The sequence below is a fragment of the Paenibacillus sp. GCM10027630 genome (genome assembly GCF_042676305.1).
GTDB lineage: Bacteria > Bacillota > Bacilli > Paenibacillales > NBRC-103111 > Paenibacillus_S.
The window spans coordinates 14,022-27,267 of sequence record NZ_JBHTGY010000011.1 but is presented as its reverse complement, the minus strand read 5'-3'; the positions used below and the strand labels follow the sequence as shown (position 1 = coordinate 27,267).

Genomic DNA, 13,246 nt, shown 5'->3' with positions numbered 1-13,246 from the left:
ATAAAAGGAGGAGCCTGCCACTGTACTTCGGTGGCAAGCTCCTTTTTAACGGCAGCAATAATAGAGACTTACTAATTATCGAGCTTGAAATGCTCCAATGTTTGGTCTCCCATCGACCAATTGGCAAAATACATTTCATTCCCAGCTATATAAAGAGAGAGCGGGCGCGCCTCCGTTACTTTTTGCTGATCGGTCCCATCTATCCTTATGCGCTCGATAGGGTTAGCTCCTGCAATACTGCCAGAGATGAACTTTGTATAGTAAATCCAGCCGTTCCAATAGGTCATACTCGAAAGTTGAGGTTTTTCAAGCTCAAATAAAGGAATATCCACGGACCCGTCCAGGCTCATTTTGTACATCTGTTTTCGGTCCAGAACGTAATAGATCCAATCATCTGCGACTATGAAATCGGTTACCTTACTTCGAAGCATCTTTTGCCCTGATCCATCTAAATTCATTGTGTAAACTCTTGTATGCTCACCCTCGGTGATCCGGAAGTAGATATGTTCGCCATATAGGTATAAACTGGAAACTTTCATATCCTCAAGAAGCTTTTGTTCACTTGTGCCGTCCGTTTTCATCCTGAAGATCCCGGAGGCGGTTTGGTAAGTGCCTCCCATTTCATTAGGCTGCTCAGCCGAAGGAAAGTAGTACATCCATCCGTCGCGTACCCACAATCGGCTTGCGGCTGTCTGCGATACCATCGTTCTGTCCGTTCCATCGGTTCTGATTTTATAAATAGCGCTCGGACTTGTTGCCTCAAAGTTGATGTAGTACAGCCAATCACCCACTATGTTGATAGACATCGCATTATCATCTGAAAGCTTCATTCGGTTAGAGCCATCCTCTTTTGCCTTGACCAGACTGTGAGCTCCTCCCGAGCTGCGCGATGGGTTCATATAGATCCAATCGTCCTTCGCCGCAAGCTGTCCCCCGTTCGCCAGGTTGAATGAATCCGTTTGGATGAGCTTTTCCTGAGTCGGCCTCACGCAAGATTGAATCTCGTAACCGCGTGCATTATCCCAATTAACCTGCCAATTGAACGCTTCTTTCGTAAATTTCCATGTCATCGGAAAATAAGTAATATCGTTGTAAAACAAAACAGGATAAGGTTCCTTTGTATTATCAATTAATGAACCATTTACTGTTACAGGGAAAGGAGCGGGAATTGCGGATGCAGAGCCGGTGCTGCTGTTGGCTTGGGCAGAAAGAGTTTGCTTGAGTGGAGAGCAAACTGCTTTTTTATCCTGCATAGCAATCGAAAGCCCCTTCTGCCCATTCCACGCAGCAGTCAAGCCGAGAGCGGACGTATAGTCCCATGTCATGGGGAAATAGGTTATATCGCGGTAGAGCAGGAGAGGGTAAACACTATGCACCTGGTCTATTATCGTTTCATTGATAGTAACAGGGAATGTCGGGTACGAAATTGGGTACACAGAAGATGCCGCTTGTGAAGCCGGAAGTGGCCATATTAACGCAAGTCCTGCTGCGAACGCTGCAGTAATTGTCCATGTGGTGATAGTTCTGAGCATGACAGGTACTCCTTTCTGAGTGTAAATGTAAACTTTGGAACCCTAAGGGACACTAATATATAACGCGATTAATATCCCTTTTGTTTCTTGGTTTGGAAATAAATAAACCTCTATTCCATGAAAAAGAAGCCTGTCACCGTACGTCAGTGGCAAAGCTCCTTTTAGTTTTTGTATAGAGTTAGAGTTCGGGGAGTCGAGGGGACTCCAGGATCTATTCGAAGGCTAACGCAGAATAACCGCTCGCTTACAGCGCCACAACTTGCCGCTGCTTTTGCTTGAAGTAAACCCATTCCTTGAAGCCGATTTCCTTCAGCCTCTTGGCTACCAGCTCCCAATCGTCACCGACTCTTTCAGGTTTATGCGCATCGGAGCCGAAGGTTACTCTGACGCCGTAATGCAGAGCACGCTCAAGCACAGCATCGACTGGATACCATCCGCCGCAATCTTTCGTTTTGCCTGATGTATTAATTTCAATGGCGACATCCTGCTCGCCAATAATTTGCAAAGTACGGTCGACCGCATCGGTCGGAATATCGCTAAAAGGCGAATAATAAGCACGCATTGCATCGATGTGTCCGAGAATTTGGAACATACCGCTGCGCGCAGACTGCTCGATCAGAGCGTAATACTGCTCTTTATGCTCAATCTTTTCTTTGTCCGATAAGCTTTTGAATCGGTTTCTATTAAAGATGCTTACGCCGCCTGACAAATGAACGGAGCCAATAATATAGTCGAAAGGATATTTCTCATAAATACTGTGGTACAGACTTGCATGCTCTGGGAAAAAATCCGATTCCACGCCAAGCAGTACATCAATTTTACCGCTGTATTCCTTCTTGAGCTTGAGAACTTCCTCTACATAACGTGCAAATTCGCTTTTAGCCATAGCGATTCCCGGCTGCTCATGCTCTACATCACTTCCGAAATAGGGAGAATGGTCGGATATTCCAATCACAGATAAGCCGTGCCGGATTCCTGCTTCAACATAATCACGTATCGTTCCAACTGCATGACCGCAGCGTTCATGATGGGTGTGCAAATCGAATTTCATAGCAATAGTCACTCCGATCCAATAAATTGTATTTCCTGCATGCCTTTTAAATCCAATAAAAACTGATTCAGCGCCGAGCTTAAATAGCGGCCTGATTTGTAAACGACCCCAACAGGATGACTGATCTCAAGCTCATTGACCTTAATCATCTTTAATGTACCCATTCGCAGCTCATTGGAAATGGACAGCTTGGAAATAATAGCGGCTCCGAGATTCAGCTCTACCATTCGCTTCACTTCCTCACTGCTCGACAACTCCATTACAATCTGCGGCGAGATGTACAACTGTTTGAAGATTTGATCAACGAACCGCCGTCCGGCCGTTTCCGGCGACAGCATGATCAATGGAATATCATGAAGCTTCTCAATCGGTACATGGGCATACCGGCTTAATGGGTGTTCAGGCGCCACCACCAGCTCAAATGTATCATAATACAACACAGAGCTTTCAAGGGACGGATGCTTTTCAAACAGGTAGGTAATACCTATATCAATCGTTCCGTTTTCCACACTTTGCATAATTTGCGAGGAGGTCATGGAATGGATTGTTGTTTTGATCAGCGGAAACTGGTTTTGAAAATAAGACAGTACACGCGGCAAAATCTGAATCGCAATCGATGTAGTGGTACCTAGATGAATGTGACCCTGTGGAATTTGATTCAAATCCGCTAGCCGCTGCTTCAGATCCTCAACCGTTTGCAGTACCAATTCCGCATGCTCCAAAAATACACGTCCGCTATCCGTTAGCGTGACAGGCTGATTTCGATCAATAAGAACCGTTTTAAATTCATCCTCCAGACTTTTAATCTGGGCGGAGACAGCGGGCTGGGTTAAATTAAGCAATTCACCAGCTTTACGGAAGCTCATAGTTTTAGAAATCGTCAGCAATGTTTCCAATTGGTTTAGATTCATAGAACCCTCCTATCCCCATATGGATGAGTGCTCAAAATAGCATCAAAATAGATATTATTTATCAACTTTACAAACAATATAAATACATTTTCTCAGATGAATCCATTATATGACACTTGTCGCCAGGGTGCAAACCCAATCCTAGAGGCTTAATATTAAAAAAATATTTTATCATGATCCATACAGGATTGAAACATACTCAAATTTGAGTATAATAATTTGAGTGATATCAAATCGAAATGAGGTAAAACATGACAGAGAAAAAATCGAATGTTCGTTGGACGATAGTTGGCTTGATGTTAGGTCTGCTGCTGGCGGCTCTGGACCAGACTATTGTGTCCACTGCCATGCCAACTATAGTAGGTGAATTGGGAGGCTTGGAAAAGTTTGTTTGGGTCTTCTCGGCTTATCTTATTGCTAATGTAGTCTCTATGCCGATCTTCGGCAAGCTGTCGGATATGTATGGGAGAAAGCTGTTTTTCCTGCTCGGGCTGGCAGTGTTTATGATAGGCTCAGCTTTGTGCGGAACCTCAGAGAACATGATTCAATTAATTATCTACCGCGTCATTCAAGGGATTGGCGGCGGGGCTTTGATGCCGATTACGTTCACGATTGTATTTGACTTGTTTCCTCCTGAGAAGCGTGGAAAAATGCAAGGATTGTTCGGTGCGGTATTTGGTATTTCCAGCGTCCTAGGGCCGCTGGCCGGAGCTTATTTTACAGATAATATTAACTGGAAATGGATTTTTTATATCAATCTTCCTCTAGGTGTTATTTCCTTTTTTCTAATTACTTTATTCTATCGTCCTTCGCTCGCAAAAAATCCGAATCAAAAGATCGATTGGATGGGAACCATTACTTTTGCCGCATCCATTCTTTGCTTAATGTTCGCCCTGGAGCTTGGGGGCAAAGAATTTGCCTGGAACTCGATTGAAAGCTATTCGCTGTTCGCTGGTTTTGCGGTACTGCTGGCCTTATTCTTATGGGTGGAAACAAAGGCGGTCAGTCCAGTCGTACCGTTGGGACTATTCCGCAACAAGCTGTTTACGGCGAGTATGGGAGTTTGCTTGTTCTACGGAGCGTTGATGATGTCGGCGGCTTCGTATATCCCCTTATTTATTCAAGGTGTGTATGAGGGCTCGGCAACAAGCGCAGGCCAAGTGCTGACACCGATGATGCTTGGAGTTGTGGTAAGCAGTATGTTTGGCGGCAAATTAATAGGCAGCACCTCCTACCGCAACATATTATTAATTTCCAGCGCACTGCTGCTGATAGCGACATCGCTCCTCGGCACATTGTCTTACAATTCTCCGGAATGGATGAGAGAGCTGTATTCGATGTTCGGCGCTGCTGCTCCTGATTTGACGCCGCGATGGTTCGTGGTTGTGTATATGATCTTCCTGGGGCTTGGAATCGGGATGTCCTTTCCTGTGACTTCAATGTCATCGCTTCATAATGTAAGTGCCCAATACCGGGGGATTATTACTTCATTGGTTTCCTTTTTTCGCTCGATAGGTTCGGCGATTGGTGTTACCGTGCTCGGAAGCGTTCAGGCCGCTGCGTTAAAAACACGGATGAGCGAACTGCTGCCGAGCTCAGGGATGGCGGAGAATCCGATCGATGCAAGGGCGCTCCTGCAGCCTCAAGTAAGAGCCGGCATGCCGCCGCAAGTATTGGAAAAGCTGACGCTTGGCTTAGCGGATTCAATCGGTTTTGTTTTTCAATGTACCATTTTTATAGCGATACTCGGCTTGTTATTCGTGCTGCTTATGGGCAAGGCCAAGTTGGAGATTCCTGCTCATGTGAAGCAAAAAGCCTAGAGGAGTACGACTATGTCAATGAAGCTGGTCATATTGGGACTTTTAATGGAAAGCGAAAGCCATCCTTATGTCATACGGCAAAAGATGATAGAACGGGAAATGCACCATTTTGTAAAAATGCGGGACGGTTCTTTGTACTATGCCATTGATACTTTGAAGAAAGACGGGTTTATTGAAACCGTTGAAAAGGTAAAGGACAGTGCGCGCCCTGACCGGACTATATACCGTATTACATCGAAGGGCGAACAGCTCTTTCATAAGCTGCTGCTGGAGCAATTTGAAAATCAAACGCAGCTGTTTCATCCAATGGGACCGGCTCTCATTTTCTCCCTTTATGGGAATCAGGATGACATTTGCCGGATTTTACGCAAGAAGCTGGAGGAGCAGAAGCTCAAGGTTCAGCAGATGAAGGATTTGTATGAGGAGCATGTGCCTATCGTACCGCGAGGTGTACTGCATATGATGTGGGGGGCATATGAGCATGCTGAAACTCATCTCCGTTGGCTGGAACGGCTTGTTAAGGATGCGGAAGCGGGACTTTTGAAAGAAAGAGGAGTTCCTTTGGATTTATAAGGAGTATTTCTATTTCTATAGATGCTATCCAATAGATGCTATCCAATAGTAAAAACAAAGAAGCTGGGCCTGAAGTTACGAGAGTACATCAGGTCAGCTTCTTTGCTGCATATAGAATAATTAGTATTTACTGGATGCCTTAACCGCCAAACTCTGCGATTATAAATACTAACCAACCGGCGAGAAAAGCCAAGCCACCGATTGGGGTGATGGCGCCGAGCTTTTTGATGCCGGACAGACTGAGCGCATAGAGGCTGCCCGAGAACAGGATGATGCCTGCAACAATCAGCCAACCGGCGGTAATCATTAGAGGTCCGTTCACTGAGGGCAGACCGGACACGATGCCAATCAATATAAGTCCAAGCGCATGAGCCATGTGATATTGGATGCCTGTCTGGTACACCTTGAGCATATCCGGCGTCAGCCGATTTTTCAAAGCATGAGCCCCGAAAGCGCCTAATGCGACGGAGATCAGCATATTCAAGCCTCCGAGCAGAAATAAAGTATTCAATGATGTCATCTCCTTTGAATGTACTTGAACTTAGTGGAGCCGGGATTTCATGCCCGGCTCAAGCTTTCGAGAGCATCCCGGCCAGCTCCATCAGCTGGCCGCACACAAGCTCCGGCCGGACGCCGGTCAGCTGCTGCTGCTCCTGCAGCGTGTCCCGGCTCACGAGGCCGGAAAGCACAAGAGCTGTGCGGCAGCCTGCGGCGAGGCCGCCTTGAATATCGGTCAGCAGGTTATCGCCGACCACCCAGATCTGCTCCAGCGGCAGCCCCAGCTTGGCGATCGCATACTTCATAATGATCGGCGAAGGCTTGCCGATCACTACCGGCTTCGTCTGGCTCGATCGCTCGATAGCGGCTCCAATTGATCCGGCTCCCGGCTGCAGCTCGTTATTCCACGGCAGCAAATGATCCGGGTTAGTAAGCACGGACAGGGCTCCATTGCGAATATGCCGAACAGCCGTTGCAAGCTTCGTGTAGCTGAAATCCCGGTCGATCCCCTGCACAACATAATCAGGCGTTTCCAAATCTTCATCGGAGATTACAGTGAATCCCGCATCATGCAGCGCTTGTCGTAATCCATTCTCTCCTACTGCATATACACGCTTCCCCGTTTGTTCTTCCTGAATATACAGGGCCGCTGCCTGAGAAGAAGTAAGCACTTCACTTGGCTCAGCATCAATATCGACCTTTCTTAAATGCTCGGCTACCTGCTCCGGTGTTCGCGATGAATTGTTTGTTACATATAAATACGGATAGCCTTGTTCCCGCAGCCAACCAATAAACTCTGCCGCATACGGAATGGGCTTGTCCCCATGGTACAAAGTCCCATCCAAATCGAGTAAAAATCCGAGCATTTTTTGTCCTCCCCTAATAACCCCTCTTAATGGCAAGCATTCACAAAACTCATTGTAACAAAAATGTGGCCTCAGCGGCTATTCCTTACAAGAAGTCCGCGAATTCGTCTGCATTCTATTTTTCCACACTAGTTTCTACCTAAATTTTTCGGCTCAATCTCAAAATCAGTACTTGACCCTCTTCCGACCACTAGTCCTCACAAAATCCTGCAAACACGCAGTTATTTTCCAATCGGAATTGCTGTAGAGAGAACAAACCTGCAAAAGTACATCCATTTACATGAAAAACGCTCCGGTTCAGCTAAGAATGAAAAAATAAATGCACATTTGCATGAATTCAATAAGACTTTGGATATACCGGACCAAAGACTGTAAAGATGCAGGTTTTTGGGGGAAGGCAATGGCTCCGAATCCAATAAATTCGAATAAAGTCGTGTGCGCTGTTATTACCGTTTTTAAGTTTTGTCTAGGGCTAGGCTGGACACGGAGACGAAATCGAATGACTTCGGCAAGCTCTGATATCGGGTGTAGAGCCAATTTTTCGAATAACAGACACCAGTAGGCTGCATTTTGAATACAAATAACGAAATGACATATAAGATAATCTTATACAAAAGTCGTCTAATGCTTATAACATCGGACTAAAACCTATTTTATATAGAGGTCGTCGCAAGAAAAGCGACTTTTCCAGACTTTTTAATGTCAATATAAAAAACAATTCGGAGGTATCGGAGCCATGAAACTACTTGAATCCATTGAGCAAGCGTTTCGCAGTGTTGAAAGTCCAGCACCGCATGAATTAAAAGCAATCATTACTGGTTTGGAGCTCACATCTGAAAAGGTAGCCCCTTACATTGAGGAGCCTTCCTATTTACCTTACGGCCGAAAAGTGTTATTTCAATCGGAAGAGGTAGAGGTGATCCTGGTCCATCTGCCCCAAGGGCGTCAAACCCTCATTCACGATCATGGTGCATCTGTTGGGTGCGCATTTATTTTGGAGGGTCAGATGACCAATATTATTTATCGGCTTGACGGCTTTGGTTACGCGCAGGAAGTCGGGGAAAGCCATTTGAAGCAGCATCAGTTTCTGTATGCCCCTAAGGGACAAATTCATCAAATGAGCAACTCGGGAGAAGGTCGCATGCTGTCGTTTCATGTTTACTCCCCAAGACTAGCAGCAACTAAGGCGTTCCGTACTTATGAGGAAGTATTGGATTATGTGATATAGAACATCAGATACAACTGTTCGTTCAACTCCGTTGTGCCAAATATTATCATATCGTTTACAGAAGCAAGTCATCTGTGATACTATGGTAAAAATTTTCCAATGGGAGCTGCTATGAACACTATTCAAGCGATTGTTTTGGATTTGGATGGAACACTTTTGGACAGCAGCCGTCATATTACGGATCGGAGCCTTCGCGCTGTATTGGACTGTCATGATCGCGGGATTCATGTGATTATAGCTACTGCGCGTCCGGCAAGATCCGTACGTATGCTGCTGCCTGACGTGCTGCTGGAATTGGGCTGCATCATTTACTATAATGGTGCGCATACCGTTGACTCGATTCACCGTATAGAGGATCATGTGTTAATCGATCAAGCTGTAGTTTCCGAGATTTATGAGGCGATAATGGATACAAGCCCTGAACTCATGGTAAGCTTTGAAGCACAGGATTCGATGTTCAGCAACCGCAGCTTAAGTGAGGAACAGAAAGTTATTTTGGGATTTCCTGATGGTGGCCCTGTGCCCATTGTTTTAACCAGGGAGGAAATTGGTCAACTTCATCCTGCCAAGCTGCTGTTAACTAATGAAAATAACATTTATGCGGAGCTTGAGCGGAGGTTTGCCAATCGTGTGAAGCTTATCTCAACGGACGGGAACAAGCTCATCCAGATTATGAGCGCTGCCGTATCCAAAGCCGCTGCATTGGAGCATGTATTGAGACGTAGAGGCGTTAACCCGGAGCAGGTGATGGTTTTTGGAGATGATTACAACGATCTGGAAGTTTTCAAGCTTTGCGGGCACCCTGTCGCTATGGGGAATGCTATTGCTGAGCTGAAGAGCATAGCCACACATATTACGGAGACGAATGACAAGGATGGCGTGGCCGTTGTGCTTGAGCGGTTGGCAGCATCGAGTAATCCGGCAATCTAGTATTTTTCCGGAATAGGTCAGGCTTAAGACAAGTTCACAAACATGACAATTGCCAAGACTGGCACGATTATGTAGAAAAGCGTCAAATAACGTATACTTAAGAGGCAAGCAATTCTGCTTAAGGGGTTGTTGGTCTCATGAGCCGTTTGAACAGTCAGGAAAAAAAGCTCGTCATTGTATGTGCAGTTGTAACGGGCATCATGCTGCTATCGATTTTGCGTAAATTGTTCAGTTAATGTCTCATTACGGAATGTCGACGCCCCCAAGCTCATAACTATGTAGTAACAGGAACGATCCAGATCAGTTCAAAGGGGGGCAAACCAATGTCATTTTTTGAGAAAATGAAGCAAGGGGCATCCGATGCTGCAAAAAAAGCTCAGCAAACCATGGAAATTACAAGGCTGCGTACACAAATTTCTTCCAAGGAAAAGGAATTGGAGAAAATTTTTACTCTGATTGGCGAATCCGTTTATAATGCTCATGCGGCGGGGGATTGGAAAAAATCACAGCCGGATGTTGCAGCTTACTGTCAGCAAATTCAAGTGCTGCGGCAGGATATTCAGCAAATTGAATTGAAGATCAAGGAAGCCAAGCATGAGAAGGTATGCCAGTGCGGCAAAGTTGTCGCCCGAGAAGTGAAGTTTTGCTCGGTTTGCGGTCACCAGTTCGAAGAGCTGCGAGAACAGGCTGAGCAAGCAGAAACGGTTGTGCACACGATTTGTCGTGTTTGTCGTACAACGAACGAGCCTGATGCGAAATTTTGCGGAAGCTGCGGCATAGCGATGTGACGCTGGATAGCCCGTGAAATTCCTTTAAATAATTACCATTTTTTTCTTGTAATAGTTAACATGGCGTGATAGTATATAACAATTAAGTGGGAGGGCTTCTAGGGATCCGACGGTGCTGTTAGGCCGGTTCGAACCAAGCGAAGCCGAACGCGAACCGTCGTGTCGCGTTACACCGTAGGGATAAAAGACCTCGAGCAAGTTCCGCCTTTCAAGGCGAACTTGCTCGGGGTCTTTTTTGCTTTACCATGGGAAAGGGGTTAAATACTATGAATGCCATACGTGTAGAAGGATTGAGTAAATCATTCGCGGTAAAGCAGAAGGCAAGCGGACTGATAGGCAGCATGCAATCGCTGTTTAGACCCTGTTATACCGAAAAAGCGGCGGTTCACCGCATTGATCTTAGCGTTGAGCAGGGAGAAACTCTTGCGTTTCTCGGACCGAATGGAGCGGGCAAGTCGACAACGATCAAAATGCTGACAGGTATTTTGCATCCATCCGGTGGCAGCGCGCAGGTATTAGGCCTGTGCCCATGGACGGAGCGAAGCCGCTTAGCGTATCATATCGGCTCTGTATTCGGGCAAAAGTCGCAGCTGTGGTACCATCTGCCGCCAATCGACTCGTTCGAGCTGATGAGTCGGATTTATGAACTGAAGCGGGCGGATTATTTCAGCCGCCTCGATGATTTGGTCCAGCGCTTCGAGCTGGAGCCATATTTGCACACACCGGTCCGCAAGCTGTCGCTTGGAGAACGGATGCGGTGCGAGATAGCGGCCGCCATGCTTCACCGGCCGAAGATTGTATTCCTCGACGAGCCGACCATTGGGCTCGATGTTATCGTCAAGCACAAAATCCGCGAGCTGATTTTGGAGATGAACCGTGAAGAGGGGACCACGGTTTTCTTGACCTCCCATGATGCGGGCGATATCGAGCAGCTGTGCAAGCGTGCCGTAGTAATCAATCATGGCCAGGTCATCCTGGATGATGATGTGGAGCGGATGAAGCGGGATCTGCTTACCGCTAAGACCATTCACCTGCAGCTGCAGCAGCCTGGAGCCGCGTTCAGCTTTCCTGGCGTAGAAGTGCTCCAGCAGGACGGAAGCATAATGAAGCTTTCCGTCGAAACTACGGAGGCTAGTATCGAGCAGGTGCTGGCGCATATCGTAGGCCATTACCGCGTTGTCGATGTGACCATTGAAGATCCGCCAATGGAGCAGATCATTACCCACATTTACGCCAAGGAATCAGGAATTCAACGGGAGGAAGAGAGGTAGCAGCCATGCGGGCAGATGCAGGGAACGAAAGCAAAGCAACCGGCGGACTTCTGGTAAGAAATCAAGCCGGTTTTGACAAGCCGCGTGCGCCATCCACTTCTATTTTTGGAAAGCTGATCAAATATGGCGCTATAGGCAAGGTAACTTTAAGAAATCATTTTGCCTATGTATACGATTTTATTATTCGTTCCATCTTTCTCATTATGATCATGTACATATTTATGCAATTATGGCGTGTCACTTACCAAGGTGAAGGCACGGCACTTATCGAAGGCTACAGCTATGAGCAGATCATTTGGTATATTTTATTCGCAGAAGCGCTTACGACTGCATTTCCAAGTCTTTCGACCAAAATCGAGGAAGAAGTAAAGAACGGTGATGTCGGCTATAAGCTGACCCGCCCTCTCAGCTATATCGGTTATCACTATGTAGGGTATGTGAGCGAAGTGAGTATCCGCTTACTGGTCAATGTATGTATTGGAGGATTGCTTGGAGTTATTATGTTCGGTTGGCCATCCTTCGGTTGGGGCTGGGCAGGTTTCCTGCTAATATCCTTTGGTGCGGTGACGATTAATTTTTTGCTTAACATGGTTTTGGCTTTATGTTCATTTTGGGTGGAGGAAACAAGGGGCCTGGAATTCGTATATCATAAAATGCTGTTCACGATAGGCGGTATGCTGATGCCGCTGGAGCTGTTCCCACAGCAGCTGCAGGCCATTTGCCGCTGGTTGCCCTTTCAAACAGTGCTTTATTTCCCAGCCAAAACGGTGGTGAGATGGGCTGATGTACAGCTGCTTTCGATGCTGCTGACCCAAGCGGTCTGGGCAGCTGTGCTGGCTGCGGTAGTCGGGTTTATGTATTTGAGAGGTGTGAAGAAACTGAATGTAAATGGAGGATAGCCAAAAGGGGGGGGGATTTCGAATGATCAATAAATGTATAGGACTCATTGCCTTTGTATGGAGCTGTTGGAAGCTGAATTTAGCAGGAGCGATGGAATTCCGCATGAGCTTTCTGCTGACTGCGGGGATGATGGTAGTAAACAATACGGTCTGGATTTTGTTCTGGGGAATTTATTTCGAGCGGTTTCAAGTCGTGAACGGCTGGTCGCTGCAGGATGTCATGATGATGTGGGCTGTAAGCGCGGGTGGCTTCGGCTTGTCTGCTGTATTGTTCGGCAACGCCTACCGGCTTGCTTCGCTTATTGCAGCAGGGCAGCTGGATATTTTCCTGTCACAGCCCAAACCGGTGCTGCTTCATATTCTAATAAGCCGTATGTCGGTTGCAGCCATTGGCGATATATTATTCGCAGTCATTTTGTATGGATTATTCGGCGATTGCTCGGCCATAGGGCTGCTCAAATTTGCACTTGCCCTGCTTATTGCTATGTTGATTTTTATGTTCTTCGTTATTATTTTCCAGTCGCTAGCCTTCTTTTTGGGGAACGCGGAAGGGTTGAGCCAGCAGATGTTTAATGGACTGCTTGCATTTTCAACTTATCCGACAGGTATTTTTACCGGTTGGGGGAAGCTGCTTCTGTTTACGGTAATTCCCGCAGGCTTCATCAGCTATATGCCAATCGGCTTGCTGCGTGCGGTCGAACCTTTATTTTTGGCTAAGGCGGCTGGTGTGGCTGTATTATTGTCCCTGGGTGGCACGGCATTCTTTTATTACGGGCTGCGGCGTTATAGCTCCGGCAATATGATGGGCGTTCGAAATTAATTATGAAACTTTTTCCAACCCTGACGCGTCTACCAGATGTGGTAAAAAATGTGTGGGAA

At 46.5% G+C, this 13,246-nt stretch carries 13 protein-coding genes; 8 read left to right on the top strand and 5 right to left on the bottom strand.

Annotation, left to right across the window (positions count from 1 at the left end):
• Nucleotides 1-71: 71 nt before the first annotated feature.
• From ACFQ0C_RS06340 to ACFQ0C_RS06330, 3 genes are all read right to left on the bottom strand, one after another.
• Nucleotides 72-1,532 (bottom strand): DUF5050 domain-containing protein, encoded by a 1,461-nt coding sequence (locus ACFQ0C_RS06340; RefSeq protein ID WP_379365043.1) that lies wholly within the window; start codon nucleotides 1,530-1,532, stop codon nucleotides 72-74.
• Nucleotides 1,533-1,776: 244 nt separating this feature from the next.
• Nucleotides 1,777-2,583, bottom strand: a complete 807-nt coding sequence (locus ACFQ0C_RS06335) for a histidinol-phosphatase (protein WP_379365041.1) — start codon at nucleotides 2,581-2,583, stop codon at nucleotides 1,777-1,779.
• Between the two features lie 8 nt (nucleotides 2,584-2,591).
• Complete coding sequence (locus ACFQ0C_RS06330) at nucleotides 2,592-3,494, bottom strand: LysR family transcriptional regulator (protein WP_258211388.1); 903 nt, start codon at nucleotides 3,492-3,494, stop codon at nucleotides 2,592-2,594.
• 251 nt (nucleotides 3,495-3,745) lie between these two features.
• On the opposite strand from ACFQ0C_RS06330, the gene ACFQ0C_RS06325 reads away from it, so the two are divergent.
• Nucleotides 3,746-5,314, top strand: a complete 1,569-nt coding sequence (locus ACFQ0C_RS06325) for an MDR family MFS transporter (RefSeq protein ID WP_379365039.1) — start codon at nucleotides 3,746-3,748, stop codon at nucleotides 5,312-5,314.
• A gap of 12 nt (nucleotides 5,315-5,326) precedes the next feature.
• Nucleotides 5,327-5,887: a PadR family transcriptional regulator gene (locus tag ACFQ0C_RS06320; RefSeq protein ID WP_379365037.1), complete on the top strand. Its 561-nt coding sequence runs from the start codon at nucleotides 5,327-5,329 to the stop codon at nucleotides 5,885-5,887.
• A gap of 139 nt (nucleotides 5,888-6,026) precedes the next feature.
• Here the strand turns inward: ACFQ0C_RS06320 and ACFQ0C_RS06315 are convergent, their stop codons facing one another.
• Together ACFQ0C_RS06315 and ACFQ0C_RS06310 are read right to left on the bottom strand one after the other, a co-directional pair.
• Entirely contained in the window at nucleotides 6,027-6,398 is a 372-nt protein-coding gene (locus ACFQ0C_RS06315) for a DUF423 domain-containing protein (protein ID WP_379365035.1), read from the bottom strand.
• A 58-nt stretch (nucleotides 6,399-6,456) separates the two neighbouring features.
• Nucleotides 6,457-7,251 (bottom strand): TIGR01457 family HAD-type hydrolase, encoded by a 795-nt coding sequence (locus ACFQ0C_RS06310; protein WP_379365033.1) that lies wholly within the window; start codon nucleotides 7,249-7,251, stop codon nucleotides 6,457-6,459.
• Nucleotides 7,252-7,987: 736 nt separating this feature from the next.
• Here ACFQ0C_RS06310 and ACFQ0C_RS06305 point away from each other — a divergent pair.
• From ACFQ0C_RS06305 to ACFQ0C_RS06280, 6 genes are all read left to right on the top strand, one after another.
• Nucleotides 7,988-8,479, top strand: coding sequence for a cysteine dioxygenase (locus ACFQ0C_RS06305; RefSeq protein WP_379365031.1), 492 nt, complete (start codon nucleotides 7,988-7,990; stop codon nucleotides 8,477-8,479).
• Between the two features lie 111 nt (nucleotides 8,480-8,590).
• Complete coding sequence (locus tag ACFQ0C_RS06300) at nucleotides 8,591-9,409, top strand: HAD family hydrolase (protein ID WP_379365029.1); 819 nt, start codon at nucleotides 8,591-8,593, stop codon at nucleotides 9,407-9,409.
• A 323-nt stretch (nucleotides 9,410-9,732) separates the two neighbouring features.
• The gene (locus ACFQ0C_RS06295; RefSeq protein ID WP_379365027.1) at nucleotides 9,733-10,197 is read left to right on the top strand and encodes a double zinc ribbon domain-containing protein; all 465 of its coding nucleotides are present in this window, start codon (nucleotides 9,733-9,735) and stop codon (nucleotides 10,195-10,197) included.
• 266 nt (nucleotides 10,198-10,463) lie between these two features.
• Entirely contained in the window at nucleotides 10,464-11,468 is a 1,005-nt protein-coding gene (locus ACFQ0C_RS06290; RefSeq protein ID WP_379365025.1) for an ABC transporter ATP-binding protein, read from the top strand.
• A 5-nt stretch (nucleotides 11,469-11,473) separates the two neighbouring features.
• Nucleotides 11,474-12,367 carry an ABC transporter permease gene (locus ACFQ0C_RS06285; RefSeq protein WP_379365023.1) on the top strand — a complete coding sequence of 298 codons (894 nt, stop codon included), beginning with the start codon at nucleotides 11,474-11,476 and terminating at the stop codon, nucleotides 12,365-12,367.
• A gap of 22 nt (nucleotides 12,368-12,389) precedes the next feature.
• Nucleotides 12,390-13,187, top strand: a complete 798-nt coding sequence (locus ACFQ0C_RS06280; RefSeq protein ID WP_379365021.1) for an ABC transporter permease — start codon at nucleotides 12,390-12,392, stop codon at nucleotides 13,185-13,187.
• Nucleotides 13,188-13,246 lie beyond the last annotated feature (59 nt).